Source organism: Duganella caerulea (assembly GCF_040362985.1).
GTDB lineage: Bacteria > Pseudomonadota > Gammaproteobacteria > Burkholderiales > Burkholderiaceae_D > Rugamonas > Rugamonas vulcania.
Genome location: NZ_BPWJ01000008.1, coordinates 309,636 through 336,218 on the forward strand (window position 1 = coordinate 309,636; position 26,583 = coordinate 336,218).

The window sequence follows — 26,583 nt, forward strand, 5'->3', positions numbered from 1 at the left end:
AGTCCTAACACGTACTATTTCCTGGAGCTAACGCTTATGCAACGCTATACCAAAACGGCCATGTTGCTGCACTGGCTGACCGCCCTGCTGATCATCGCCGCCTTCTTCCTCGGCCTGACCATGGTGGACATCCACGGCATCACGCCCACCAAGCTCAAGTACTACTCCTGGCACAAATGGCTGGGCGTGACGGTGCTGGGCGTGGCCGCCATCCGCCTGCTGTGGCGCAAGGCCAATACCCCGCCGCCGCCGCTGGCCAGCATCCCGGCGTGGCAGCACAAGGTGGCCGACGGCATGCACTACCTGCTGTACTTCTTCATCTTCGCGGTGCCAATCTCCGGCTACCTGTACACGTACGCGGCCGGCGTGCCGGTGGTGTACCTGGGCCTGTTCCAGCTGCCGGCCCTCATCGAGCCGAACGCCGAGCTTAAGCCGATCTTAAAAACCGTTCACTATGTTCTGACCATGACGATGGCCGCCGCCGTCGTGGCGCACGCGCTGGCCGCGTTCAAGCATCACTTCATCGACCGCGACGCCACGCTCAAACGCATGCTGCCGTAACCCCCACCCACATCACCGGAGCTTCTATGAAAACCATGAAAAAACTCGCCCTCGTCTCGATGATGGGTATCGCCCTGGCCGCCAGCGCCGCCGCGCTGAAGACCGATCCGGCCAAGTCCACCGTATCGGCCGTGTTCAAGCAAATGAACGTGCCGGTCGAATCCAAGTTCAAGAAATACACCGTCGCCATCGACTACGACGCGGCCAAGCCGGACGCCTCCAAGGCCACCGTCGAAGTCGAGACCGCCAGCCTGGACGTGGGCGACGCCGACATGAACAAGGAAGTGGCGAAAAAGGAATGGTTCAACTCGGCCCAGTTCCCGAAAGCGACCTTCGTCTCGACCGCGATCAAGAGCGCCGGCGCGGGCAAGCTCAACGTCACCGGCAAGCTGACCATCAAGGGCAAGACCGCCGACATCAGCTTCCCGCTGACGGTCAAGGCCGACGGCGGCAAGCAAGTGTTTGAAGGCGCGCTGCCGATCAAACGCCTGGCCTACAACATCGGCGAAGGCGAATGGAAAGACACCGGCATGGTGGCCGATGAAGTGACCATCAAGTTCCACGTCGTCGCGCAATAATTTTTCCCCGGAGACCGTTAGATGAAACTGCAAATCCTGATCGCCACCCTGCTGGCCGCCTCGGCCACGTCCGCCATCGCCGCCACCTACAACATCGACCCGACGCACACCTACCCGAGCTTCGAGGCCGACCACATGGGCCTGTCGGTCTGGCGCGGCAAGTTCGACAAGACCAGCGGCACCGTCACGATGGACCGCGCCGCCAAGACTGGCGCGCTGGACATCGCCATCGCCGCCGACTCGATCGACTTCGGCATGGAAAAGATGAACAGCCACGCCAAGACGGCCGACATGTTCAACGTCGAGAAATTCCCGACCATCACCTACAAGAGCAAGTCGTTCAAGTTCGAAGGTGACAAGCTGGTCGGCGTGGATGGCGAACTGACGCTGCTGGGCGTGACCAAGCCGGTGGCGCTGAAGGTGGACAAGTTCAACTGCATCATGCACCCGCGCTACAAACGTGAAGTCTGCGGCGCCAACGCCGTGGCCGAGTTCAAACGCACCGATTTCGGCCTGAACTACGGCACCCCGGCCTTCGCCCCGGAAGTCAAACTGGCGATCCAGATCGAAGCCATCAAGGCCGACTAAGCAAGCCTCGTTGCCGGCCGCACCCCGCCCATCCAACGGATGCGCGGGGTTTTTTTATTGTTATACTCCCGTCGTTGTTCCCCTTACCACCACTTCAACAACGACAAAAATGCACAAATCACTGATCGCGCTCGCCATCCTGAGCACCGCAGCCCACGCCGATGAAGGCATGTGGATGCCGCAACAGCTGCCACAAGTAGCCAAGCAACTGAAGGCCGCCGGCCTCAAACTCGACCCCGCCAACCTGACCAAACTGACCGAGTTCCCGATGGGCGCCATCGTCAGCCTGGGCGGTTGCTCGGCTTCCTTCGTGTCGCCGCAAGGCCTGGTCGCCACCAACCACCACTGCGTCTACGGCAGCGTGGCGCACAACTCCACGCCGGAACGCGACCTGCTGGCCAATGGCTTCCTGGCCCACAGCTTCGCCGAGGAATTGCCGGCCGCGCCAGGCAGCCGCATCTTCGTGACCAAGGCCGTCACCAACGTCAGCAAGCAGGTGATCACCGCCGATGTCGTCAAACTGAGCGGCAAGAAGCGCAGCGACGCGATCGAGAAGAACCAGAAAGCCATCCAGGCCGAGTGCGAAAAAGACGAGGGCCACCGCTGCACCGTGTCGTCCTACTACGGCGGCCTGGAGTACTACCTGATCAAACAACTGGAAATCCGCGACGTGCGCCTGGTGCACGCGCCACCAGTCGGCGTCGGCAAGTTCGGCGGCGATACCGACAACTGGATGTGGCCGCGCCACACCGGCGACTACGGCTTCTACCGCGCCTACGTCAGCAAGGACGGCAAGGCCGCCGACTTCAGCAAGGACAACGTCCCCTACATTCCGCAGCACTACCTGAAGCTGGCCAAGGAAGGCGTGAAGGAAGGCGACTTCGTCATGGTGCTGGGCTACCCGGGCCGCACCAACCGCCACCGCCTGCCGTCGGAAGTGGCCTACACCTTCGACTGGAGCTACCCGGCCTTCGTCAAGACCTCGGCGGAAAACCTGGCCATCATCGCCGACGCCACCAAGGACAACAAGGACACCGCGCTGAAATACGCGTCGCAGGTCGCCAGCATCAACAACTACTACAAGAACCGCCAGGGCATGCTGGACTCCTACGCCGGCAGCGATATGCTGCAGCGTAAAACCGCCGAGCACGAGGCGCTGAAGACCTGGATCAACGCCAACCCTGCCCGCAAGGCCGAATACGCCGGCGATATCGAGCTGGTGGAAAAGCTGATCGCCCAGCGCGACGCCGAAACCAAGCGCGACTACTTCCTGGCCTCGTCCAAGCCGCGCCTGCTCAACACCGCGCGCATGCTGTACCGCCTGGCCAACGAGAACACCAAGCCTGACGCCGAACGCAAGTCCGGCTACCAGGTCCGCGACGTGCCGCGCATCAAATCGTCGGTGGCAGCGCTGGTGCGCAACTACGATGAAAAAGTCGACAAGGCGCTGGTGATCAACAGCCTGTCGAAATACGCGGCCCAGCCGGCAGCCCAGCGCAACGCCAGCTTCGACGCCATCTTCGGCATCAAGGACGGCATGAGCAAGGCCGACCTGCAAGCGGTGCTGGACGCGATGTACGCCGGCAGCAAGCTGGGCGACGCCGCCGAGCGCGCCAGCTGGATCGGCAAGACGCCGGCGGAGTTCAAGGCCAGCAACGACGCCTTCATCAAGACCGCCGTCGCCATGTACGACATGGACATGAAAAACGAAGCCGACGAGGAAGAACTGGGCGGCAAGCTGCAGCAAGCCTACGCCAACTACATGAAGGCCAAGATCGCCTTCATGCAGAGCAAGGGCCAGGCGGTCTACCCTGACGCCAACAGCACCCTGCGCGTGACCTTCGGCCAGATCGCCGGCCGCGACCACGGCGCCGACGGCACAACCTGGAAGGCCTTCACCACGGTCGAAGGCGTGGCCGCCAAGGCCACCGGCGTGGGCGAGTTCAACGCACCGAAAGCCCAGCTGGCCGCGATCAAGGCCAAGGACTTCGGCAAGTACGCCGATCCGAAACTGAAATCGGTGCCGGTCGCCTTCCTGGCCACGCTGGACATCACCGGCGGCAACTCCGGTTCGGCCGCGCTGAACGCCAAGGGCGAGTGGATCGGCCTAGCCTTCGACGGCACGCTCGACTCCATCATCTCGGACTGGGACTTCAACAAGGCCAACACCCGCGACATCCAGGTCGACCTGCGCTACATCCTGTGGAACATGAAACACGTGGACCACGCCGACAACCTGCTGAAGGAAATGCACGCGGAATAAGCCTCCCCCGCGTCACCCACGAAACCACGCCCCGGCAACGCGGCGTGGTTTTTTTCTTGGATCGGTTACATTAAGGGCTTCCCACAACCGTGTTCAGGAGAAGTCATGGCCGCGAAAAAAGTCGCCGTAGTGATCGGCAGTCTGCGCAAGGATTCGCTCAACCGCAAGTTCGCCCACGAGTTGATCGCGCTGGCGCCGCCGTCGTTGCAGATGGAGATCGTCGAGATCGGCGAACTGCCGCTGTACAACCAGGACCTGGAGGAAAACGGCGCCACCGCACCGCAGACCTGGACCCACTTCCGCCAGCGCATGAAGGAAGCCCAGGCGGTGCTGTTCCTTACGCCGGAATACAACCGCTCGATACCGGCGCCGCTGAAGAACGCCATTGACGTCGGTTCGCGCCCTTACGGCAGCAGCATCTGGAGCGGCAAGCCGGCCGCCATCGTCAGCGTGTCGCCGGGCGCGACGGGCGGCTTCGGCGCCAACCACCACCTGCGCCAAACGATGGTGTTCCTCGACATGCCGCTGTTGCAGCAGCCGGAAGCCTACATCGGCGGCGCCGCCAAGCTGCTCGGCGACGACGGCAAGTTGAACAACGACAGCACGCGGGAGTTCCTGCAAAAGTTCATGACCGCCTTTGCCGCCTGGGTGGACACCAACGCCAAGGCCTGATCAGCGCTTGATCGCCTTGAAGGCGTGGCCGGCCTCGGTCAGCGCGGCCGGCCTGGCCGCGGCCCCGGCCGCCGGCGGCGCCGCGCGTTGCAGCGCCAGCAGCAGCGGCGCATTCCGGTCCGGCAGCAGCGCCAGGTCCGCGCCCGGCAGGCGCTGGGCCAGCGTGCCCGCCGCGTCCGCGCCCACCGGCTCGCAACTGATGTACAGCCGGTACGAGGCCCAGCTGTTGCCTACCTCCAGCATGAAGCCCGCCACATTCACCGAGCCCGGCGGGCCGGGCAGCGCCGTCACACGCAGCCGCGTCTTGCCCTTGCGCAGATGCAGCGAGTCCCAGGTCTGCATCGGATAGAACTGCGGCGGCCGCAGCACCGACTTGGCCGACGCCAGCCCGGCGGCGACCGGCTCCACCACGATCACCGGCAGCTTGCCCAGCGAGGCCAGCGGCGCCACTCCGCCGTAGTGGCCGGCGCTGGCCGGCGTCACCAGCAGCAGGTCGGCCGCCGGCCACCGGCGCGCAGCCTCGGCGCTGTAGGCGTCCGCATCGGCGCCCACGGTCAGGATGGTCAGCCCCTGGAAGCGGATCAGCGCCAGGCCCTTGCCCGCCAGCTGCACCCGCCCCGGCGCGGTCGGCTCCGCCTGCGCCGCGCCGTCCAGCTCGATCACATAGCGCGGTCCGATCTGCGCCAGCCCCACCCTGCACCCCAGCGCCAGCAGCGCCAACACGATCACCGCGCGCCATCCGTAACGGTTGCCCATCGCTTCCTCCCGGCCAAGTTCCAGTTCTCCAGTAGACCACCAGCCGCATAAGGTTTTCTTGAAGCAACTCAATACACGCGCAGTGCCGGGCCGGCGCCGCTCAAAAATCGGGCACGAATGATACAATTCCGCCCTCGGCAGCGCGTTGCAATGCTTACCAAGCGCGGCGTGCCCTCCCCCCAACTCCCTCTGAGATCCAGACCGCCATGCACCCAGACATGCCCACGCCTTACGAACAAGGCAATCAAAACCAGACCACCCTGTGGAGCGAGTGCATCGCCTTCTACCAGGAGCTGGCGCAACGCTTCCCGCAGGTACTGCGTTTCGAGCAGATCGGCACGTCCGACGGCGGCATCCCGGTGCATGCGGGCGTAGTCAGCGCGGACGGCGTGTTCGACCGCGCGCAAATCAAGGCCGAGGGCCGCACGGTCTTCTTCAACAACAACGGCATCCACCCCGGCGAACCCGAAGGTGTGGACGCCTGCATGGCCATCGTGCGCGACCTGTGCTTCGATCCGGCCCGCCTCGCCGCGCTGGGCAAGACCGTGCTGCTGTTCGTCCCGCTGTACAACGTCGACGGCGCGCTGAACCGCGCCAACACCTCGCGCGTCAACCAGGACGGGCCGGAGCAATTCGGCTTCCGCGGCAACAGCCGCCACCTGGACCTCAATCGCGACTTCATCAAATGCGACACGCTCAACGCGCAGCTGTTCAACCAGCTCGTCACCAGCTGGGATCCGGACGTGATGGTGGATACCCACACCTCCAACGGCGCCGACTATCCATACACGATGACGCTGATCCACACGCAGGCGGACAAGCTGGGCTACGGCCTCGGCCCCTTCCTGCGCGAGACCATGCTGCCGCATATCTACGCGCAGATGGAAGCGAAGGGCTGGCCGACCTGCCCCTACGTCAACCCGGTGCAGGACACGCCGGACGACGGCATCGCCGAATTCCTGGAAGTGCCGCGCTTCTCGACCGGCTTCGCGGCGCTGCATCACGTGATCGGTTTCATGCCCGAGACGCACATGCTCAAGCCCTTCAAGGACCGCTACGAATCGATGCGCGCGCTGCTGGACGTGACCATGGCCTTCACCGTCTCGCACGGTGAGCAGATCCGCAAGCTGCGCGCCGACGCGCGCGAGCAGGCCGCCAACGCCAAGGAGTGGACCGTGAGCTGGAAGATGGACGAAGCGAATCCATCGACCTTCCGCTTCAAGGGCTACGCGGCCAAGCGCAGCCCAAGCCTGCTGGGCGACTACATCCGCCTGTCCTACGATCGCAGCCAGCCATGGGAAAAGGACATCGCCTACTACAACAGCTTCGTGCCGTCGACCACCGTGCGCGCGCCGAAAGGCTATGTGGTGCCGCAAGCCTGGCGCGAAGTCATCGAGCGCCTGCAGTGGAACGGCGTGGAGATGGCGCGCTTCGACGAAGCCTCCACCTTCGAGGCGCAGTACTACCACATCGCCTCCGTCACCTCGCGCCCGAACGCCTACGAAGGCCATATGTACCACGACGAGATCGAGCTGGAAGCACGCACCGGCAGCTTCACCGTGCAGCCGGGCGACTACTTCATCCCGCTCAAGCAGGCCAACGCCCGCTATGCCGTCGAGACGCTGGAACCGCAAGGCCACGACTCCTTCTTCCGCTGGGGTTTCTTCAACAGCGTGCTGGAGAAAAAAGAAGCCTACTCCGACTACGTGTTCGAAGACCTGGCGCTGGAGATGCTGGAAACCGAGCCTGAACTGAAGGCGAAATTCGAACAATGGAAGGCCGCCAATCCGGCGCTGCTGACCAGCCAGGACAAGGTCCTCGGCTTCATCTTCGAAAACGGCAAGCGCCACGCGGAGCCGGAATGGCGCCGCTACCCGGTGCTGTCCGTCCTCTAAATACTGCAACAACCCGCATCACCACATGCGCGCGGCGGCGATCCCGCGGCGCGCATGCTAGCTGCCCACAAGGCCATAGCCCATGCATTACGCACTAAACCTGCGCACGTTTTTCTACAGCCATTACTTTTACCTGGGCCTGCGCTTCGCCGCGGGCCTGGTCGGCGTCACCCTGATCACGCTGCAATTCGCCGGCCTGGCCACCGCCATGACGGTGTGCATCGGCGCGCTCTGCACCGCGCTGATGGACATGCCCAGCCCCCTGCGCCACAAGTTCAACGAGATGAGCGCCTCGGTGCTGCTGTGCAGCGCCGTCACCTTGTTGATCAGCCTTTGCGCGCCGGTGCATTGGCTGCTGATGACGATGCTGGTGGCGATCAGCTTCCTGGCCTGCATGATGGTCGTCTACGGCAAGAAGTCGATGCCGCTGCAACTGGCCACGCTGTTCATCATGACCATGTCGATGGAACACGACATGACGGCGCGCCAGTCCTTCATCCACACCGGCCTGTTCACCTTGGGCGCGGTGGCCTACCTGGCCTACGCGATGGGCATCTCGTGGATACTGCGCCACCGCATCAAGCAGCAGGTGCTGGCCGAGGCGCTGTTCGAGCTGGCGGCCTACATCGACATCAAGGCCGACTTCTACGACACCCGCTACAACCTCACCGAACAATTCAACAAGCTGGTACGCCATCAAAGCCTGCTGGCCGACCGCCAGCAGGCCTCGCGCGACCTGATACTGCGCAGCCACCAGAACAGCAAGGACGCCATCGTCGTGCAGACCCACGTCTGCATGCTGGACCTGTATGAGCTGGTGCTGTCCACCCACACCGACTACGCGCAGCTGCGCGTGCACCTGGCCGATTCGCCGGTGCTCAAGACGCTGCACGACCTGGCCTACAAGGCGGCGCGCGATATCGAATCGGTGGCCTACGACGTCACGCGCAAGAAGGCCTCCTACCCGGAGATCAGCTACGAGCCGGAGCTGGCCGCCATCGAGGCGGAGCTGGCGTCCCTGCAGCGGCGCGTGGACGAGGGCAAGCCGGCGCAGGAAGCGCTGGCCGTGCTGCGCGCGCAGCGCAACAAGATCCGCGCCATCATCAAGATGATCGGCGAACTGCACCAGGCCAGCCAGAAGGCCTACGACACCACGCCGTTCTGGGTCGACGCCGACATGGGGCCCTTCCTGTCGCAGCAGAAGTACGAGCTGCGCATGATCCTGTCGCACCTGCGCTTCGATTCGCCGATCTTCCGCTTCTCGCTGCGGGTGGCGATGGCGATTTCCGTGGGCCTGGCGGTGGCCTCGTGGCTGCCGTATGCGGCGCACAGCTACTGGATCGTGCTGACCATCGTCATCATCCTCAAGCCCAGCTTCAGCATGACCAAGCAGCGCCGCAGCGACCGCATCGTCGGCACCATCATCGGCTGCGTGATCACGGCGCTGATCATCAAGTACCTGAACTATCCGGCGGCGATACTGGGCTTCCTGATTTTGTCGACGGTGGCCACGCCGACCTTCATCTACGTGCGCTATCGTTACGCGGCCATCGCGGTCAGCATCATGATCCTGCTGCAGATGCACCTGATCGCGCCGGGCAACCACGACCTGATCGTCGAGCGTTTGATCGACACCTTCATCGGCGCGGCGGTGGCGACCGCGTTCAGCTTCGTGCTGGCCAGCTGGGAATATCAAACTTTGCCGCGCCTGATCCGCGAAGTGCTGGAGGTGAACCTGCGCTACATGCAGGCCAGCTTCGATCTGCTGCAGGGCAAAGGCAAGGACGATTTCGCGTATCGCATCGAGCGCAAGCGCCTGATGGACAGCCTGGCCGCGCTCAGCTCCGCGCTGGTGCGCATGCTCGACGAGCCGGCGCGCAAGCAGCGCGCGGTGGAGGACATCAACCTGTTCATCGTGCAGAACTACCTGCTGGTGGCGCACGTGGCCGCGCTGCGCGCCATCCTGCGCCGCCATGTGAAGGAGCTGCCGACGGAGCCAGTCAACGCCATGCTGCGCGAGAGCCATGAGCAGGTGATGCACACGCTGGCGCAGGCATTGGTGCCGCAAACCGCAGGCGCCACGCCGGCGACTGCGCCGGTGACTGCAGCGGCGCCGGCGACGACTGCGCCAGCGGCGGCCACTGCGCTCGACTCCGCGCCCGCTACCGCACCGGCCATCGCGCCAGCCACCGCCGACGGCGCCGCCATGCCGTGGTCAGGCTGGCCGCTGGTCCAGCGCCGCATTCGCCTGTTGCAGGCGGACGCCCTGAAGATCATCGTCCACAGCGAAGCCATCGTCCGCAACGTGGCCTGATCCGGCCCTGCGCCAGCAGCCCTGGCGCAGGCCTGTTAAGATTAAAGGATGACCGCCACCTCCCCGTCTTCCTTCAGCACCCGCGACCTGATCTCCGCCCTGTTCGTAGTCCTCATCTGGGGCACCAACTTTGTCGCGATGAAGGTCGGTCTGCGCCACCTCACACCGTTCCAGATGGGCGCCGCCCGCTACGTGTTCGCCGTCCTTCCGCTGATCCTGTTCATCCGCCCGCCCAAGCTGCCGGTCAAATGGATCGTCGCTTATGGCCTGTGCCAGGGCGTCGGCCAATTCGGCCTGCTGTTCCTGTCGCTGCGGATCGGCATGTCGGCCGCATTGGCCTCTGTGATCCTGCAAACGCAAGTCTTCTTCACCGCCTTCTTTGGTTTCGCGCTGCTGCACGAACGCGCCAGCCGCCAGCTGCAAGCGGGCCTGCTGCTGGCCGCCGTCGGGCTGGTGTGCTTCGGCATGAACTACGTGCAGCCCGGCCACGCGGGCGGCACCACCGCCGGCGGCTTCGTGCTATGCCTGGCCGCCGCCGCGATGTGGGCGGCGTCGAACATCGTCGTGCGCCGCGCGCAGCAGGCCACGCCGCAGTTCGATGTAGTGGGATTCATGGTCTGGTGCAGCCTGGTGCCGATACTGCCGTTCATCGGCCTGTCGCTGGCCTTCGACGATCCGGCCACGCGCTGGAGCTGGACCAGCGCGCCATTGGACACCTGGATCTCGGCGGCCTACCTGGGCTGGATGGCGACCATCCTCGGCTACGCCATGTGGACACGTTTGCTCAAGCGCCATCCGGTCAACCGCGTGGCGCCGTTCAGCCTTGGCGTGCCGGTGGTCGGCATCAGCGCCGGCATGATCGCGCTGGGCGACGTCATCACCGGCTGGCAGTGGGCCGGCATCGCACTGATCGTCGCCTCGCTGATCTGCACCATGTTCGGCGGACGCTGGCTCGGCCAGCGCGGCTAATCAGGCGAAGCAAACCCGGTTGCGGCCCGTCTGCTTGGCGCGGTACAGCAGCGCGTCGGCTTTTTGCAGCATCGCTTCGGCGGTGCCTGCGGCCAGGTCGGCGTACACGCCCATGCTCATCGTAACCTTCAGGTCGGGATGCACCTCATGCCACGGGAACCCTTCGATCAGGTTGCGCAGCTTGTCGCACAGCGCGGCCGCTTGCGGCAGCTCGGTCTCCGGGAAGGCGATCACGAATTCCTCGCCGCCGTAGCGCGCCACCAGGTCGCTCAGGCGCATATGGCTGCGCAGGATCTCCCCCACCTGGCGCAGCACCGCGTCGCCGGTGGCGTGCGAGAACTGGTCGTTGATGCGCTTGAAGAAATCGATATCGCCGATCACCACGCTCAATGGCCGCTTGTGGCGTACCGCATGGCTGAACAGCGTGGTCGCATGCTCGTCGAAGTGGCGGCGGTTGTGCAGCTTGGTCAACGCGTCGCGCACACTCAGTTCGCGCATCTGCTCGGCCTGCGCCAGTATGGTCTGGTGAGTGGCCTTCAGCTCCTCGTGCGAATGCGCCAGCTGCTCGCTCATGTCGTTGAAGGCGCTGGCCAGCGCCGCCACTTCATCCTTGCCCTCCACCGGCACCCGCTGCAGCAGCGAACCGCCGTGCATGGCGCGCACCGCGTCGGTCAGGTGACTGAGCTTGCGGCTCAAGCCCCGGCTTAACAGTACGCCCAGCAGCACCGCCAGCGCCGCCGCGCCGGTCACGCCGGCCAGCAGCGCCTCGCGCATCGCGTCTATGTACTGCATTTCCTGTTTGCTGGGCGTGAAGATCCCTTCCGGCGAAATGTAGGCGGCCACCCGGTTGCCCACCATGACGGCACGCGCATCCTTGCGGGCCGACTCGGGCAGCAGTTCACCGGGCCGGTACACACCGGCGCCCAACAGCACGCGGTAATCCTGGTCGGCGACGATGAAGTGGTATGGCGGCTCACCGTTGCCGCGGCGCGGCGGCGGCGGACGGTCGCCGCGCCGCGCAGGGTCTTCGCCCTGCGGAGGGCCCGGACGCTCCTCGCCCTGTGGAGGCCCCTGACGCTCTTCGCCCTGTGGAGGCCCCGGGCGGTATTCACCTGGCGGTGGTCCTGGACGCTCTTCATCCTGTGACGGCCCTGGACGGTCCTCACCCTGCGGCGGTCCCCGACGCTCTTCGCCCTGCTGCCCCGGCGGAGGGCCGCCTTGCACCTCCCGCCGGCTGTGCATGAACTCCTCGAAGGACTCCTGGCCGCCGGCGGCCTGCCAGCTGCCGTACTTTTGCATGTAAGCGCTCATGCCCTCGTAAAAGGTGTCGGCGGCGTGCTGGCGACGGATCACATCGACCTTCTTGGTCATGCCCACATAGGCCAGGCCGCCCACCATGACCACCGCCGCCAATCCGGTCAGCAACAGGGCCAGCATGAATTTCGTGCGCAGGGACATCGGAGCTCCATCAAATTATTGCCAGTTGGACAGCAATGATACCTGATGGACGCCCCGCCGTAAAAAATCCGAGCTTAAAAAGTTACTCTTAAGAACGCATTCTTCATAGGGAAAGTCGCCAGTTATATTGAATGCTTATGGCTAGTATCACAAATCAAAAGTTTATTTATTACTGAAAGACGAGCATACTGCACTGCAACAAACAAACAAACATTTAAAGGAGCTTGCCATGAGCGCATCGAACAACCTGACTTACACCGACTTCGCCACCCCTGGCTACGCCAGCAATGTTGCCGCCGCAGCGCGCCAGCTGGTTGCCGCACTGTTCGCCGTCAAGCCACGTCCAGCCGTTGTGGCGGACGAAGTTGTCTCGCCGCGCCAGAAGGCATCCTCCGCCGCCTGGCTGAACAGCATGGCGAATGACTGCGAACGTCATTCCCCTAGCCTGTCCGCCGAACTGCGCTTCCTGGCCTCGCGCGGCTAATTGAACCGAATTTAACTTACTGGAGATCACCATGCTGACCATCATCGAAAACCTGCCTGCCGCCATCGCCCTGTCGGGCCTCGTACTGCGCCTCTACCTGGGCGCCAACCCAGGCAAAGAAGAAGCGTAAGCTGCCGCACCAAACAAAAAGCCCCGGTTACGCGCAAGCGGCCGGGGCTTTTTAACGTCGCGAGGTTTTACGCGGCGTGATTCAATCGCGAATTGCGCATGCCGTACAAGAAGTAGGTCAGCACCGCCGCGCTCATCCAGATGATGAAGATGGTGTAGGTCGTCATCGACAGGCCGAACATCAGGTACAGGCAGGCGGCGATGCTCAGGCCCGGCACCACGTACGGGCCGAACGGCACGCGGAAGCCTTTGGTGCCCTTGCCGTTTTCCTTCTTGCGCATCACCGGCACCGCCAGCGACACCACGATGAAGGCCGTCAGCGTACCCATGCTGACCATATCCCACAGGAAGGTCGCATCCACGAAACCGGCCACCAGGCCGACCACGATGCAGACGATCAGCGTGTTATGCACCGGCGACGCCGTGCGCGGGTTCACCTTCTGGAACGACTTGGAAATCAGGCCGTCTTTCGAGATCGCGTACAGGATGCGGGTCTGGCCGTAGATCGTCACCAGCGTCACGCTGAACACCGAGATCACGGCGCCCGCCGCCAGCACCAGCGCCGGCCAGGTCTTGCCGGTGACGTTTTGCAGGATCACGGCCAGGCCGGCTTCCTGCCCGGCGAACTTGTAGGCCGGCTGCGCGCCCATGGCCGCCACGGCCACCAGCAGGTAGAACAAGGTGACGATACCCAGCGCCGACAGGATGCCGATCGGCACGTTGCGCTTCGGATCGCGCACCTCCTCGCCGGCGGTGGCCACGGTGTCCAGCCCGATAAAGGAGAAGAACACGGTGGCCGCGGCGGCCGTCACGCCGGTCATGCCGGTGATGTGCACGCCGTTGTCCGGGCTGAAGAAAGGGTGGAAATTGTTTATATCAAATCCCGAGAACGCGATCGCCACGAAGAAGATCAGGATCGCCAGCTTGATCATCACCATGATGGCGTTGGTGGTGGCCGATTCCTTGGTGCCGCGTATCAGCAGCAGGCAGCACAGGCCGACCAGCAGGATCGGCGGCAGGTTGATGTGGCCAAGGTGCAGCTCCATGCCCTTGGGCGTGGAGACGATCATCGGCGAGCGCAGCATCTCGGGGATGTGCCAGCCGAAGGCGTTGTTGAGGAAGTTGTTCAGGTAGTCCGACCAGCCGATCGCCGTGGCGCTGGCCGCCAGCCCGTATTCAAGCAGCAGGCAGGCCGCCATGATGAAGGCCAGGAACTCGCCGACCGTGGCGTACGCGAACGAGTACGACGAGCCGGACGCCGGAATGCGGAACGACAGCTCGGCATAGCACAGCGCGGTCAGGCCGGCGGTGATGGCGGCGAACAGGAAGGACAGGATCACGGAAGGCCCGGCTTTTGGCACGGCCTCCACCATCGTGAAGAAGATACCGGTGCCGATCGTGGCGCCGACACCAATCATCGTCAAGGGGAACAAGCCTATGGAGCGGTGCAGGCTGTTGCTACTGGTAGGAGCAGGTTCTACTCGGTTATCGACCGGCTTGGTACGGGTCAGTTTCTGGACCAACGTTTGGTTCACAGGCAATCCTTGTGGGAGATATGTACGGGCAAAAAAACTAAGCGATTATAGGGCCTTCCGGCCCATCGCAATACAGTAATTTTGTGTTAGAAAAACAACTCGGACGCCAGGCGGGGCAAGGGCTCCGTTACAGTTGCTTACTTTTGATACAGCGGGATGTATAGATTGGAAATTGTTGTCAAGCTACTCTAGGCTCAAGTGTTACATCCAGCCAATAAGGAGACCATCATGCCAATTCAAAAGATCCCTACCGTATCCCGGCGTATCCATCCTGCCGTCGCGGGCGCCGCCGTTGTTTTGCTGGGCCTGGCGGGCACCTTGGCGACCTGGCTGGTGCGCGGTTAAGCGTACGCCCCGAGGTAATCGCGCTTGCCGACCGGGACGCCCTGGTTGCGCAGGATGTCGTGGGCGGTGGCGATGTGGAAGAAGAAGTTCGGCAACGCGAACGTCAGCAGGTAATCGTCCCCTTTGAACTCCGGCTGGAACGAACCAAAATTAAGTTTGATCGCGCGCGCCTCGCTGCCCGCGAAATCGCTTTCAGAGACGCTGTCCAGGTAGGCGATGGTGTCGGCGATCCGCTGCTGCAATTGGGCGAACGAGGTTTCGTTGTCTTCAAACTTGGGCGCGGGCACGCCGCTCAGGCGCTCCACCGACAATTTCGACGTATCGCTGGCGCGCTGCACCTGCGCCGACAGCGGCAACATATCATCCGCCAGCCGCGCGGAGATCAGCGCATCCGGCACCGAGCCATGCTGCTCGGCGTAGGCCTCCGCCTTCCCCAACAAGTCCGACAGCACCTTCAAGCCACGCACAAACACGGGCACCGACACCCGATGCATCGATAACGACATCGCGAACTCCAATTGGTAAGGAAGAGCTTGTGAGTGTAACGCAAGCCTAGTCGATCCGCAGCACGCATGAAACGATCAGGCCAACTGGTCGACGTTGTTGCCAATCTTGCTGGTGTCGGATGTCTTGTCGGGATGGGAGATGCTGTAGACCAGCTGCTCCTGCGCGGAGACTGTGCCGTCCTTGTTGGTGTCCGCCGCTTCGTAGGTTTTGGTCGAGCTGCTGGAGCTGCCGACGCCGCCCGCACCGCCGCCACCGCCCGCACCACGTCCGCCTTCCGCATGCTGGCCGCCTTGCGGGCCGCCGGGGCCACCCGCTTCGCCGCCATTGGGGCGCGGTGGCGCGAAGGTGCCGCTCTTGATCGCGGTCTCGAGGTCGGATTGGGTGATCGATCCAGTCTTCTGCGTATCGATCGCGTCGAACTGCTTGGTGGCGTCGTCGGCCGATACGCCCTTCGACTCCAGCCCCGATACGAATTCGTCCTTGTTGACCTTACCGTCCTTGTCGGCATCCAGGTCCTTGAACACCTTGGCTGCGAAGCGCGCCGCCCCTTTCGCAGGATCGAAGGAGGTGGCCTGAGTGCTGCCGCTTGAAACGCCGCTGATTGCTGTCGTCATGTCGATTACTCCGTAGTTAAGGAATGCTATTCCTGTTAACGAAACAATCGGTGTAACTATGACCCCGCAAAGTGTAAAGCGGCGTAAAGATCAGGAAACGCGCACCACCATCAGCCCTGCACGCAGGCCGACGCGCACGTCCGGGTTCGGGAATACCACCAACTCCTCGGGATGCTGAACGGTATAAACAGTATCACCATCGCGAGCGATTTCCTCGCCCTGCTTGAGCGCCGTGAAGTTGTGCGTCTCTTTGCCGAACGCCATCTGGAACTTGTCGCTCAACTTGATGATCTGGCGCGCCGTGTTGAACACGTGCGGCTGCTGCCTGGCCTCGCGCTTGGCCGCGCCGCGCAGCAGGTCGTCCAGCGCCTGCGACGCATCGGCGAACTGCGACAGGTCGTTCTGCCCCAATGTGCCGATACGTCCCAGCTCCACCGTGGTGCCGGCCGCCGCGTGATGCTCGGCCGAGTAGTAGCTGTACGTCCCCACCGAAGCGGGATTCATGATGACCGCACCAATGCCGGCCAAACCGAGCCACTCGATCAACTCGCGGCGCGGCTGGTCGGGAATCAGCTCCGGCACGATGGCGAAGGTCGGATACACCGACGGCCGTATCGCCGTATGCAGATCCAGATGCCAGCGCACCGGCCCCGCGCCCTCGAAGAAGGCGGCGGTGGCGGCGATCATCACATCGGCGCGCGCCGCTTCGGCAGTGCCTTCCAGCGAACCGCGCTCCTTGCGGAACATGCGGTTCAAGTCAGCGTCGATGAAACGCTTGCCAGCCCTGATCGCGCCGATATTGCCGACGCAAAGCATCAGGTTGACCGCGAGCGAGGAAGCCTGCTGCGACAAGGCCTCCAGCAGATACGCCACCACCTCGATCGGTCCGGTCTCGTCGCCGTGCACGCCGACCGAAACCAGCACGCTCGGACGTTCACCCTCGGCCTTGATCGTCAGGATGCCGTCGGCCGGCTGCGTCACCGCAAAACCGGCCGCCGAAAAGCGCCGCGCGACCGCGCTGAAATCCGCTTCAGCCAGTGCGCGCACCGACTCAGGCAAGGCCTTGGGTAATTCGTCGCTCATTACACCACCAGCATCGTGTTACCGGAATTGGTCGCCTCGGACAACGCCCAAACGTCCAGCATTGCCTGTTCCAGATCGGCCGCCGCAGCATAGCCGGACAAGCCCAGCGTGTTGGCGACGACTTCCACCGCCTCCGACGCCGTATGGCCGCCGGTCGCATGCTGCAGCACCTGCGACAGCAGGCGTTGCTGCGTGCGGCGCAGCGCATTCTGCGCGTAGCTGCGCAGCTGCTCCTGCGAACGGCTGGTGGCAGGCAGCTTCAGGCCGCGCTCCAGCGTATCGATGCCGACCTGCGCGCGCAGCGCCAGGCCCACTTGCAGGAACGCCGGCAGGTCCATGCCTTCCGGACGCGATACCGACAGCGCCGCGAACACAAACGCCGCCACCGCATCGATCGCATCGACAGCCTTCCACGCTTGCACGAATTCGGCGCGCAGGCCGGACGTGATGTCCGCATCCGACTGGCCGTCGGCAGGCGTCAACTGCGCCAGCGTCTCAGGCTTGGCGAACAGCTTGGTCAGCTCGGCCACGCCGGCGCGCAGCTGGTCGGCAGGCACCGACAGCGCGCCTTCGATCACCGACTTTTGCAGCACGCGGGTGCGCGCATCGACCTTGATCGACACGGCGCGCGGCACCTTCAGCGCATCCGCATCCAGCGTCGTGAAGATCGGCGCCAGGTTCAGCGCGGACCATGCCTGGCCCCACGCCAGGATCACTTCCGATTCGTCCACGCCATGTTCGCCGGCCAGTTGGCGCAGCATCAGCGGACCGCAGCGGTTGACCGATTCGTTGGCCAGCACGGTCGCCAGGATGGCGTTGGCCAGCGGGTGCGCCAGCGCCGGACGGGTGGCCACCAGCAGGTCCGGGAAGTACGGCTTCAGCACCGACTCGGCCCAGCTCAGGTCCGTCAGCGGCAGCGCCGACAGGATGCGCTTGTAGCGATTCTTCACGTTGGCGATCACCACCGCCAGTTCCGGCGTGGTCAGGCCACGGCCGTCGGCCTTGCGGCGCGCCAGTTCGGCCACCGATGGCAGCTGCTCCAGTTCACGCGACAGCGCGCCCTCTTCCTCCAGCGACGCGATCAGCGCGGCATAGCCATCCTGCACCGCGGCGTCGACCTGCGCCTGCGCCTCGCGTACCAGCAGCTGCGTTTGCAGCGTGTTGTCGCGCAGGACCAGGCGTTCGATGTCGGCGGTCATTTCGTTCAGCACGCGGTTGCGGTCTGCCTCGCTCAACTGGCCGGCGTTCATTTCCACGTCCAGCCACATCTTCGCGTTCACTTCATGGTCCGAGCAATCCACGCCGGCCGAGTTGTCGATCGCATCGGTGAAGATGCGGCCACCCGCCAGCGCGAACTCGATGCGGCCGGCCTGGGTCGCGCCCAGGTTGCCGCCTTCCGCCACGACCTTGCAGCGCAGCTGGTTGCCGTCCACGCGGATGTTGTCGTTGGCGCGGTCCTTGACCTGTGCATGCGATTCGGTCGACGCCTTGATGTAGGTGCCGATGCCGCCGTTGTAGAACAGGTCCACAGGCGCCAGCAGGATGCGGTGCATCAGTTCTTCAGGCGGCAGCGAGGTTTCCTCGATATCCAGCGTGGCGCGGATCTGCGGCGACAGCTCGATGCTGCGGGCGCTGCGCGGGAACACGCCACCGCCGGCCGAGATCAGCTCCTTGTTGTAGTCATCCCACGAGGAGCGCGGCAGCGCGAACATGCGTTCGCGTTCGACGAAGGATTTTTCCATGTCCGGATTCGGATCGAGGAAGATGTGACGGTGATCGAAGGCCGCCACGATTTTCAGTTTGCGCGACAGCAGCGCGCCGTTGCCGAACACGTCGCCCGACATGTCGCCCACGCCGACCATCGTCACCGGAGTGGCGTGGATGTCGTGGTCCATCTCGTAGAAGTGGCGCTTGACGGCTTCGAACGCGCCCTTGGCGGTGATGCCCATCTTCTTGTGGTCGTAGCCGTTCGAACCGCCCGACGCGAACGCGTCGCCCAGCCAGAAGCCGCGCTGCACGGCGATGCCGTTGGCGATGTCGGAGAAGGTCGCGGTGCCCTTGTCGGCGGCCACCACCAGGTATGGATCGTTGCCGTCGTAGCACACGGTGTCGGCCGGCGAAACGATTTTGCCCAGCACGCGGTTGTCGGTCATTTCCAGCAGGCTGGCGATGAACAGGCGGTACACCGCTTCGCCTTCGGCCGCGATGGTTTCACGCACGGCGTCCTTCGGCATCTGCTTGCAGACGAAGCCGCCCTTGGCGCCGGCCGGCACGATGACGGCGTTCTTCACCATCTGCGCCTTCACCAGGCCGAGGACTTCGGTGCGGTAGTCTTCCATGCGGTCCGACCAGCGCAGGCCACCACGGGCGACCGGGCCGCCGCGCAGGTGCACGCCTTCGAAGCGGCGCGAGAACACGAAGATCTCGCGGAACGGACGCGGCTCCGGCACCAACGACAGATTGCTGGTGTCGAACTTGAAGATGATCTTGTCGCCCTTCTGGTTGTTCTGGAAGTAGTTGGTGCGCAGCGTGGCGGACATCAGGTCCGTCATCGCGCCCAGCACTTCTTCGCTGTCGGCGTGGTTGATCGCAGGCAGGCGGCTCTTGATGCCGGCCAGCGCGTCCAGCGCGGCGGCGCGGGTGGCGTCGTCCAGCGCAGGATTAAAGCGCTGCAGGAAGGCGTCCACCAACTGCTTGACCACCACCGGCTGCTTGCGCAGCGTCTCGGCGATGTAGCGCACCGAGAAGCGGCTGCCGGTCTGGCGCCAGTAGCTCATGTAGGCGCGCACCAGCTGCACCTGGCGCACACTCAGGCCGCCTTCGATGACCAGGCCATTCAGGCGGCCGTCTTCGGCTTCGTTGTTGAACAATGCGGTGAACAGCTCCTGCGCGACCGGCACGATTTCCGCCTTGGCCAGGTTGGCGCCGCTGGCGGCATCGACCGACAGGCTGGTGACGAAATGACGCTTGCCGTCAACGCGCAGCGAGTGCGCCTGTTCGCGGTCGATCGCCACGCCGGCATTATGCAGCGCTGGCAGGATGGTCGACAGCGACGGTACGCGGTCGACCGAGTACAAACGGATGGTGGTGGCATCGGCCACGGTCTCCACGCGCACGTCCACGCGCGACGGATCGGTGTTGCGCAGGATGGTGCCCAGGTCGTGGAAGGCGGCTTCCGGCGCGGTCGCGGCGACGTAGTCGGTCGGCAGCGTCGCGCACATCTTGCGCAGGCTGGCGCGCAGCGGCACGTCGGCCACGGCATCGGCCAGTGCGGAGAACTGGTCGTGCCAACCGTCCAGCACCGACAACAGCGGTTGCTGGATGTCGGATTCCAGGTCCAGCGGATAGCGCGCGCCGTGGGCGATCAGGTACACGCGGGCCAGCGGGCCGTCGGCCACCAGCGTCTGCGAGCTGACATGCTGGGCGCCGGAACTGGCTTGCAGCGCCTTGGCCAGCGACGAAGCGACGCTGGCGCTGTAACGCTCGCGCGGCAGGTAGACCAGCACGTTCAGGTGGCGCGCATACACGTCGCGGCGGGCGAACACCTTGGTGCGCGGCTGCTTGTACAGCGACACCACGGCGCCGCATACTTCGGCCAGCCATTCAGGTTCCGCTTCCAGCGCTTCGGTGCGCGGCAGCGATTCCAGGATCTCGATGAATTTCTCGGCGCGGAAGCCTTCCTGGCGCACGCCGGCGATGCTCAGCACCTTGGCCACGCGGCCACGCGCGAACGGCAGGCGGTTCAGCGGCGTCGCGGTGGCGGCGCGGGTGAACAGGCCCACAAAGCAGTATTCGCCCAGGATCGCGCCTTGCGCGTCGGTGTGGCGGATGCCGATGAAGTCCAGCTGCTGGTCGCGGTGCAGCGTGCCTTCCACGTCGGCCTTGACGATGGACAGCGTGTTGACGCGCTTCGACAGCGTGTCGAAGTCGCCGGGGATGTTGGCCAGGCAGGTGCCGTAGACCGGATGCGCCGTATCCCGCAGCACGCCGATGCGGCTCGGGATGTCGCGTTCCAGTTCGCGCGCGCCCGGCTTGACCTGGTAGTAGGCGTAGCCGAACGGCTCGAAGCCTTCGGTCTTGGCCCATTCCAGGAAGGCGGCGACTTCCTTGCCTTCTTCGCCGTGCGCTGCGGCTTCGGCGCCGATGCGGCTGAAGTGTTCCAGCATCGCGGCCTTGTCGCGGCGAACCACGGCGGCGTCGCGCGACACCATTTCCAGACGCTCGGCCAGCATGCCGATTTCGGCGTCGGCCAGGTCTTCGGACAGCAGGCACATGACGTAGGATTCGAGCTTGGCGCCGGCCTGGCCGACGGCGGTGACCACGCCGTCCGCGTTACGCGTGACCGGCAGCACCGAGTTCAGGACACCGCTGACGCCCACGCGCAGCTTGCGCATCGCCATGACGATCGAATCGACCAGGTATGGCATGTCGTCGTTCAGGACCAGCAGCGCGGTGGCCATGCCGCCGCGGCCATCCTCGTAACGCAGCTTGGCGATTTGCGCGCCGGAGCCGGAACGCTTGGAGGCTTGCGTGAAACCGTCCCACAAAACCGGGGCAAGGCTGCCGGGGGCGGTGCCCGCCAGGTCTTCATCGTCCAGGGATCCGAGCCAGGCGCTGATCAGCGCCGCGACCTGGCTGCTGTCGCTGGCCGGCTTGCTGGCGTTGACCAAATCCAGCGTCTGTGCGCGCAGGTCTTGTGGCATTTGTTTCATCGTGCTTCTCCAATACGTTATGTGTATTTTATGTTGCAGGGCCGCGCCGGCTTGTGGCTGCGCGGCGGTGGTCGAGTGTAATTAAACACCAAATCGTCATATGGGGGCGAAAATCTGTTTTACAAATCGTACAGCCCTGGCAGGCCCAGAATGCGGCTCAAGTCTTCCAGCGCGGTGTGGACCTCGATCGCCAGCGCCGGATCGGCCAGGTCGGACGGTTCCAGACGGTCGCGGTAATGCTTCTCCACCCACGCCACCAGCGTGTGGTACAGCGTCTCGGTCATCACCACGCCTTGATGCATCGCAGCCGCTTCGGCGTCGGTCAGCGCCACGCGCAGGCGCAGGCACGCGGGGCCGCCGCCGTTGCGCATCGACTGGCGCAGGTCGAAGTGAATCAGTTCATCGACCGCGTTGCCGCTGGCGACCAGGCCTTGCAGATAGGCCGCGACGGCGGCGTTTTCCTCGCACTCCTGCGGGATCACCAGCGCCATCTTGCCGTTGTCCTTGCTCAGCAGCTGGCTGTTGAACAGATAGCTGTGCACCGCGTCGGCCACCGACACCTTGGCGGTATCGACGCGGATCGCGTTCAGGTCCGCGCCCACGCCGCCCATCGCGCGGCGCAGCTGTTCCAGCGCACCCGCTTCGTCGGCGAAAGCCTGCTCGTGGTAGAACAGCACATTGCCGTTGCCGACCGCGATCACATCGTTGTGGAACACGCCCTGGTCGATCACGTCCGGATTCTGCTGGATGTAAACGGTGCGTTCGGCGGACAGGCCGTGCAAGCGGGCCACGGCCTGCGATGCTTCCAGGGTCTGGCGGGCCGGGTATTTTTTAGGCGCCGGCGCGGAGGCGTCGAACTCGGTGCGGCCGTAGACGAACATCTCGACGGCGGCGCTGCCGTGGTCCTTGCACAGGCGCGTGTGGTTGGCCGCGCCCTCGTCTCCGAACGCCGGCGTGCCTGGCAGCGCGTCGTGCACGGCGAAGTGCTTCTCGTCCTTGAAGATGGCGCGCAGCGAGCGTGCCGACTGCGCGTGCTCGAAGGCGCGATGCAGCTTGTTATTCAGGTTGGCGGCGGTGAAGTGGGTGCGGCCGTCGGCGCTGTCGGCGGACGGGCTGACCGTGGCCGCGTTGGCGGTCCACATCGGCGATGCCGAGTAGGCGCACGCCAGGATCACCGGCGACTCCTTGGCGGCCTTGGCCAGCACCTCGGCATCGCTGCCGGTGAAACCGATGCTGCGCAGCAGGCGGAAATTCGGACGGTCCTGCGGCGGCAGCAGCGCCTGGCCGAAGCCGCGCGCAGCCAGTGCGCGCATCTTGGCCAGCCCTTGCAGCGCCGCCAGCTTCGGATTCGAAGCGCTCTTGACGTTGCTGAACGAGGCCACATTGCCGAACGACAGACCGGCGTAGTTGTGCGATGGGCCTACCAGGCCGTCGAAGTTGAATTCGCGTGCGCGCATCTCGGTTCCTTAGAAGTGCATGCCCGGCGACAGCTTCGCAGGCATTTCAAGTACATTGTTTTCGATCGAAGCGACCGGATAGGCGCAGTAGTCCGCCGCGTAGTAGGCGCTCGGGCGATGGTTGCCCGATTTGCCCACGCCGCCGAACGGCGCGCTGCTGGCGGCGCCGGTGGTCGGACGGTTCCAGTTGACGATGCCGGCGCGCGCGCGGACCTGGAAGATCTTCCACAGGTTTTCGTCGTTCGAGATCAGCGCGGAGGCCAGGCCGAATTCGGTGGCGTTGGCGGCCTTGATCGCGCTGTCGAAGTCCGCCACGCGGATCACCTGCAGCAGAGGGCCGAACCATTCCTCATCCGGGATGCCTTTGGCGTCGGTGACATCAACAATGCCGGCGGAGACAAAGCCGGTGTTGTCCACCAGCTGGCGCATCGCCAGCAGGCTCTTGCCGCCCTTGGCGATCATGTCGGCCTGCGCCTGCACCAGGCGCTTGGCGATGGCCGCCGAAACGACAGGGCCCATGAACGGCGCCGGTTCTGCTGCGGAGGCGCCGATGGTCAGGCGACTGGCCACGTCGACCAGGCGGGCCACGATCGCATCGCCTTCCGCGCCCTGCTTGACGATCAGGCGGCGCGCGCAGGTGCAGCGCTGGCCGGCCGAGATGAAGGCCGACGAAATCGCCATGAACACGGCGGCATCGATATCCTTGACGTCCCACACCACCAACGGGTTGTTACCGCCCATTTCCAGCGCCAGCATCTTGCCCGGCTGGCCGCCGAACTGCTTGTGCAGCGCGGTGCCGGTCTGGCAGCTGCCGGTGAACAGCACGCCGTCCAGCAGGTCGTTCTGGCCCAGCGCGACGCCCGCATCGCGGCCGCCGTTGACCAGGTTGATCACACCCTTCGGCACGCCGGCCTTTTCCCACAGCTGCACGGTTTTCACGGCGGTGCGCGGCGCGTACTCGCTCGGCTTGAAGACCACGGTGTTACCGGCGATGAGCGCAGGTACGATATGGCCGTTCGGCAGGTGGCCTGGGAAGTTGTAGGGACCGAACACGCCGAACACGCCGTGTGGACGGTGGCGCAGCACGGCCTCGCCATCTGCGACCTTGTTCTGCGTTTCGCCGGTGCGCGCGCCGTAGGCCTGCACCGAGATGTCGATCTTGTTGGCCATGGTGGTCACTTCGATGCGGGCTTCCCACATCGGCTTGCCCACTTCCTCGGCGATCAGCAGCGCCAGCTCCTCGGCGTCCTGCTTGAGCAGGTCGCGGAAACGGGTGCAGACGGCGATGCGTTCGGCCAGCGGCGTCAAGGCCCAGGCTTCGAACGCGTCGCGCGCGGCGGCGGCGGCGTGGGCCACATCCTGCGCGGTCGATTCATTGCTGGCCCAGGTCTGCTTGCCGTTCGATGGATCGATGGTGACCAGCTCGGCGCCGCTACCGGCGAGCCATTCGCCGTTGATGAAGTTACTCAAAGCTTTAGACATGTGGATTCTTCCTCAAATTAAGGGACAGCGTGCGCACGGTATCGCCGGTATGGCAGTGCAGGAGTTTTTGTTCGGCTTCCGGCAGCGCGATGGCGCCGTTGACCGGCACCGATTGCGACAGGATCATGCGGAAATCCTTGAGCGTGGTGTTCGACACCAGCATCGGTTCGGCGGGCGCGGATTCCGGCGCGCAGGCCGAATCCCAGTCCGTCGTCAGGCCGATTTCGGCCAGCGTGCTTTCGCGCATGGCGCGCAGTTCCGACACGCGCGCCTGCAGCACCGGGCCGGCGTCGAAGATGTCGACGTAGCCTTCGAAGTACAGGCCTTCCTGCTCCAGCAGGCGGCGCGCCGGCGCGGTCGAAGTGTGGACCTTGCCGATCACTTGCTGCGCGTCTTCCGGCAGGTAGTCCACGTACAGCGGCTGGCGCGGCATCAACTCGGCGATGAAGGACTTCTTGCCGACGGCGGTCAGGTCGTCGACGTGGTCGAAGTCCATCTTGAAGAAGTGGCGGCCCAGGCCCTCGTAGAACGGCGAACGGCCGCTCTCCTCCTGGTAGCCGCGCATTTCGGCGATCAGCTTTTCGGTGAACAGGTGCGGGAACTGGGCGATGAACAGGAAGCGGCTCTTCGACAGCAGCTTGCCGTTGTTGCCGGTGCGGTAGTCCGGCGCCAGGAACAGCGAGCACAGTTCGGTGCTGCCGGTCAGGTCGTTCGACAGGTACAGCGTGTCCATGCGGGTGAACACATCCAGCTCGCGGCTGGAGTGCACCAGGGTGCCGATGCGGTAGTTGTAGAACGGCTCCGTCAGGCCGACCGCGCCCTTGATCGCGCACACGCCGGCGATGCGGCCGTTGCTGGTGTCCTCCATGACGAACATGTAGTCGCGCTTTTCGGGCGGGATGGTTTCGGCGAAGGAGGCGACGGCGATCGCCAGGCGGTCGCCCATCATCTTCATGTCCGGCTTGAGGGTGGTCATGCCGCTGCCGACCTGCGTGGCCATCACGTACAGGGCGTCGAGGTCGTTGGCTGTGATTGCGCGTACTACTAGCATAGTTGGTCCACTCTTAGATTCTGACGCAGATGACGGTATCGCCTTCGGCGATTTGAAGCGCTTCCTGCACGTCGGCAGGCAGCGCCACGTTGACTTGCGATTCCAGCGCGGCGCAATGCGTGATCACCGCACGGAAATTGTGCTCGGAGCCCGAGGCCACGGCGTAGCGCAGCTGCGGCTCGCGCCCACGGTCCGGCGATTCGGCGGCGGTGGTCACGCGGCGCTGCAGCGCGCCGTTGAAGGTGCGCAGCGAATTCTTGTGCGCCTGCAGGATCGGGCCGCCGTCGAAGATGTCGATGTAGTCGTCGGCTTCGAAGCCTTCGGCCGTCAGCAGGTTGAACGCCAGCTCGCCCGACGGATGGATCTGGCCCATGGCCGCCTGCGCGTCGCCCGGCAGCAGCGGCACGTAGACCGGATAGTGCGGCATCAGCTCGACGATCAGCGTGCGGTTGCGCGCGCCGCCGATCACGCGTTCGGCGTCGAGGAAGTCCATCTTGAAGAATTTGCGGCCCAGCGCATCCCAGAACGGCGAACCGCCGTCGGCGTCGGTCACGCCGGCCAGCGGCACGAAGAAGCGGTCGGCGAAGCGGTGCGGCGCCAGCACGGCGAACATCAGCCGCGCGCGCGACAGCAGCGCCGCTTCCGGCGTGCCGTGTTCCTGCTCGCCGACGTAAAAACTCGACAGCTGCGAATAGCCGGTCAGCTCGGAGCACAGCGTCAGCGCGTGCACGCTGTGGCTGATGTTCAGGTCGCGCGAGACCTGCTGGATCACGTCGTTACGGAAGGAGAAATAGGTGCCGTTGGAACCGGCCGCCGCGAAGATCGCGGCGGTGCCGACGATGGTCTTGTCCTTCGGCGACTCCAGCACCAGCAGGTAGGATTCCTCGCTGGGGATGTCGACGTGGGCGGCGAACGAGGCGATCGAACGCTCGATCATGTCGGCGATCTTCTCGCGCGTTTTCGGCAAGGTGTGCACACCCGGCATGGTGACCGCGGCCAGCGCTTCGAGGGCAGCGATATCCGCAAGTTCGACCGGACGGACTACATACATGTGAACTCCTCAGATTAATGCACAAGCCCGGCGCAGAGCGCACCGGGCTGGAATGAAAGACGGCGGAACCAGTCCGCCG

The 26,583-nt window shown here is 64.5% G+C and carries 20 protein-coding genes; 9 read left to right on the forward strand and 11 right to left on the reverse strand.

The window, feature by feature from the left end:
* The first annotated feature begins 36 nt into the window (after positions 1–36).
* The 5 genes from ACUJB0_RS23815 (at position 37) to ACUJB0_RS23835 (ending at position 4,662) form a co-directional block, all read left to right on the forward strand.
* On the forward strand, positions 37–561 hold the full coding sequence (locus tag ACUJB0_RS23815; protein WP_444847388.1) for a cytochrome b: 525 nt from the start codon (positions 37–39) through the stop codon (positions 559–561).
* A 26-nt stretch (positions 562–587) separates the two neighbouring features.
* Complete coding sequence (locus ACUJB0_RS23820; protein ID WP_161099410.1) at positions 588–1,139, forward strand: YceI family protein; 552 nt, start codon at positions 588–590, stop codon at positions 1,137–1,139.
* Positions 1,140–1,160: 21 nt separating this feature from the next.
* Positions 1,161–1,727: a YceI family protein gene (locus tag ACUJB0_RS23825; protein ID WP_161083560.1), complete on the forward strand. Its 567-nt coding sequence runs from the start codon at positions 1,161–1,163 to the stop codon at positions 1,725–1,727.
* A 109-nt stretch (positions 1,728–1,836) separates the two neighbouring features.
* Complete coding sequence (locus ACUJB0_RS23830) at positions 1,837–3,990, forward strand: S46 family peptidase (RefSeq protein ID WP_444847389.1); 2,154 nt, start codon at positions 1,837–1,839, stop codon at positions 3,988–3,990.
* A 105-nt stretch (positions 3,991–4,095) separates the two neighbouring features.
* Positions 4,096–4,662, forward strand: coding sequence for an NADPH-dependent FMN reductase (locus tag ACUJB0_RS23835; RefSeq protein ID WP_444847390.1), 567 nt, complete (start codon positions 4,096–4,098; stop codon positions 4,660–4,662).
* Here ACUJB0_RS23835 and ACUJB0_RS23840 read toward each other — a convergent pair whose 3' ends face one another.
* Positions 4,663–5,418, reverse strand: coding sequence for an MBL fold metallo-hydrolase (locus ACUJB0_RS23840; RefSeq protein WP_444847391.1), 756 nt, complete (start codon positions 5,416–5,418; stop codon positions 4,663–4,665). It lies immediately after the preceding gene.
* A gap of 206 nt (positions 5,419–5,624) precedes the next feature.
* On the opposite strand from ACUJB0_RS23840, the gene ACUJB0_RS23845 reads away from it, so the two are divergent.
* The 3 genes from ACUJB0_RS23845 (at position 5,625) to ACUJB0_RS23855 (ending at position 10,596) form a co-directional block, all read left to right on the forward strand.
* On the forward strand, positions 5,625–7,313 hold the full coding sequence (locus ACUJB0_RS23845) for a M14 family zinc carboxypeptidase (RefSeq protein ID WP_444847392.1): 1,689 nt from the start codon (positions 5,625–5,627) through the stop codon (positions 7,311–7,313).
* A gap of 82 nt (positions 7,314–7,395) precedes the next feature.
* Entirely contained in the window at positions 7,396–9,627 is a 2,232-nt protein-coding gene (locus ACUJB0_RS23850) for an FUSC family protein (protein ID WP_444847393.1), read from the forward strand.
* A gap of 48 nt (positions 9,628–9,675) precedes the next feature.
* Complete coding sequence (locus ACUJB0_RS23855; protein WP_444847394.1) at positions 9,676–10,596, forward strand: EamA family transporter; 921 nt, start codon at positions 9,676–9,678, stop codon at positions 10,594–10,596.
* On the opposite strand, the gene ACUJB0_RS23860 is transcribed toward ACUJB0_RS23855, so the two are convergent.
* Entirely contained in the window at positions 10,597–12,054 is a 1,458-nt protein-coding gene (locus ACUJB0_RS23860; protein WP_444847395.1) for a diguanylate cyclase, read from the reverse strand.
* A 229-nt stretch (positions 12,055–12,283) separates the two neighbouring features.
* Between ACUJB0_RS23860 and ACUJB0_RS23865 the strand changes: the two genes are divergently transcribed.
* A complete protein-coding gene (locus tag ACUJB0_RS23865; protein ID WP_161090130.1) occupies positions 12,284–12,538 on the forward strand; it encodes a hypothetical protein in 255 nt (84 codons plus the stop codon).
* 197 nt (positions 12,539–12,735) lie between these two features.
* On the opposite strand, the gene ACUJB0_RS23870 is transcribed toward ACUJB0_RS23865, so the two are convergent.
* The 9 genes from ACUJB0_RS23870 to astA (ACUJB0_RS23910) form a co-directional block, all read right to left on the reverse strand.
* The gene (locus ACUJB0_RS23870; RefSeq protein ID WP_444847396.1) at positions 12,736–14,202 is read right to left on the reverse strand and encodes an APC family permease; all 1,467 of its coding nucleotides are present in this window, start codon (positions 14,200–14,202) and stop codon (positions 12,736–12,738) included.
* 341 nt (positions 14,203–14,543) lie between these two features.
* Positions 14,544–15,053 (reverse strand): DUF1993 domain-containing protein, encoded by a 510-nt coding sequence (locus ACUJB0_RS23875; RefSeq protein ID WP_444847397.1) that lies wholly within the window; start codon positions 15,051–15,053, stop codon positions 14,544–14,546.
* Between the two features lie 75 nt (positions 15,054–15,128).
* A complete protein-coding gene (locus ACUJB0_RS23880) occupies positions 15,129–15,668 on the reverse strand; it encodes an EF-hand domain-containing protein (RefSeq protein ID WP_444847398.1) in 540 nt (179 codons plus the stop codon).
* Between the two features lie 90 nt (positions 15,669–15,758).
* Positions 15,759–16,751: a succinylglutamate desuccinylase gene (locus tag ACUJB0_RS23885; RefSeq protein ID WP_444847399.1), complete on the reverse strand. Its 993-nt coding sequence runs from the start codon at positions 16,749–16,751 to the stop codon at positions 15,759–15,761.
* Positions 16,751–21,463, reverse strand: coding sequence for an NAD-glutamate dehydrogenase domain-containing protein (locus tag ACUJB0_RS23890; RefSeq protein ID WP_444847400.1), 4,713 nt, complete (start codon positions 21,461–21,463; stop codon positions 16,751–16,753). The genes ACUJB0_RS23885 and ACUJB0_RS23890 overlap by 1 nt, the downstream gene beginning before the upstream one ends.
* A 119-nt stretch (positions 21,464–21,582) precedes the next feature.
* Positions 21,583–22,920, reverse strand: a complete 1,338-nt coding sequence (gene astB / locus ACUJB0_RS23895; RefSeq protein WP_444847401.1) for an N-succinylarginine dihydrolase — start codon at positions 22,918–22,920, stop codon at positions 21,583–21,585.
* Between the two features lie 9 nt (positions 22,921–22,929).
* Positions 22,930–24,402 carry a succinylglutamate-semialdehyde dehydrogenase gene (astD, locus tag ACUJB0_RS23900; protein ID WP_444847402.1) on the reverse strand — a complete coding sequence of 491 codons (1,473 nt, stop codon included), beginning with the start codon at positions 24,400–24,402 and terminating at the stop codon, positions 22,930–22,932.
* Complete coding sequence (astA, locus tag ACUJB0_RS23905) at positions 24,395–25,453, reverse strand: arginine N-succinyltransferase (RefSeq protein ID WP_444847403.1); 1,059 nt, start codon at positions 25,451–25,453, stop codon at positions 24,395–24,397. Before astA (ACUJB0_RS23905) ends, astD begins: the two co-directional genes overlap by 8 nt.
* Before the next feature lie 13 nt (positions 25,454–25,466).
* Positions 25,467–26,504, reverse strand: coding sequence for an arginine N-succinyltransferase (gene astA, locus ACUJB0_RS23910; protein ID WP_444847404.1), 1,038 nt, complete (start codon positions 26,502–26,504; stop codon positions 25,467–25,469).
* Positions 26,505–26,583: the final 79 nt, after the last annotated feature.

Excerpts from the sequence above, each read along its gene's own strand:
- ACUJB0_RS23815 (WP_444847388.1), top strand. The coding sequence starts at position 37 with ATGCAACGCTATACCAAAACGGCCATGTTGCTGCACTGGCTGACCGCC.
- ACUJB0_RS23820 (WP_161099410.1), top strand. The coding sequence starts at position 588 with ATGAAAACCATGAAAAAACTCGCCCTCGTCTCGATGATGGGTATCGCC.
- ACUJB0_RS23825 (WP_161083560.1), top strand. The coding sequence starts at position 1,161 with ATGAAACTGCAAATCCTGATCGCCACCCTGCTGGCCGCCTCGGCCACG.
- ACUJB0_RS23830 (WP_444847389.1), top strand. The coding sequence starts at position 1,837 with ATGCACAAATCACTGATCGCGCTCGCCATCCTGAGCACCGCAGCCCAC.
- ACUJB0_RS23835 (WP_444847390.1), top strand. The coding sequence starts at position 4,096 with ATGGCCGCGAAAAAAGTCGCCGTAGTGATCGGCAGTCTGCGCAAGGAT.
- ACUJB0_RS23840 (WP_444847391.1), bottom strand. The coding sequence starts at position 5,418 with ATGGGCAACCGTTACGGATGGCGCGCGGTGATCGTGTTGGCGCTGCTG.
- ACUJB0_RS23845 (WP_444847392.1), top strand. The coding sequence starts at position 5,625 with ATGCACCCAGACATGCCCACGCCTTACGAACAAGGCAATCAAAACCAG.
- ACUJB0_RS23850 (WP_444847393.1), top strand. The coding sequence starts at position 7,396 with ATGCATTACGCACTAAACCTGCGCACGTTTTTCTACAGCCATTACTTT.
- ACUJB0_RS23855 (WP_444847394.1), top strand. The coding sequence starts at position 9,676 with ATGACCGCCACCTCCCCGTCTTCCTTCAGCACCCGCGACCTGATCTCC.
- ACUJB0_RS23860 (WP_444847395.1), bottom strand. The coding sequence starts at position 12,054 with ATGTCCCTGCGCACGAAATTCATGCTGGCCCTGTTGCTGACCGGATTG.
- ACUJB0_RS23865 (WP_161090130.1), top strand. The coding sequence starts at position 12,284 with ATGAGCGCATCGAACAACCTGACTTACACCGACTTCGCCACCCCTGGC.
- ACUJB0_RS23875 (WP_444847397.1), bottom strand. The coding sequence starts at position 15,053 with ATGTCGTTATCGATGCATCGGGTGTCGGTGCCCGTGTTTGTGCGTGGC.
- ACUJB0_RS23880 (WP_444847398.1), bottom strand. The coding sequence starts at position 15,668 with ATGACGACAGCAATCAGCGGCGTTTCAAGCGGCAGCACTCAGGCCACC.
- ACUJB0_RS23885 (WP_444847399.1), bottom strand. The coding sequence starts at position 16,751 with ATGAGCGACGAATTACCCAAGGCCTTGCCTGAGTCGGTGCGCGCACTG.
- ACUJB0_RS23890 (WP_444847400.1), bottom strand. The coding sequence starts at position 21,463 with ATGAAACAAATGCCACAAGACCTGCGCGCACAGACGCTGGATTTGGTC.
- astB (WP_444847401.1), bottom strand. The coding sequence starts at position 22,920 with ATGCGCGCACGCGAATTCAACTTCGACGGCCTGGTAGGCCCATCGCAC.
- astD (WP_444847402.1), bottom strand. The coding sequence starts at position 24,402 with ATGTCTAAAGCTTTGAGTAACTTCATCAACGGCGAATGGCTCGCCGGT.
- astA (WP_444847403.1), bottom strand. The coding sequence starts at position 25,453 with ATGCTAGTAGTACGCGCAATCACAGCCAACGACCTCGACGCCCTGTAC.
- astA (WP_444847404.1), bottom strand. The coding sequence starts at position 26,504 with ATGTATGTAGTCCGTCCGGTCGAACTTGCGGATATCGCTGCCCTCGAA.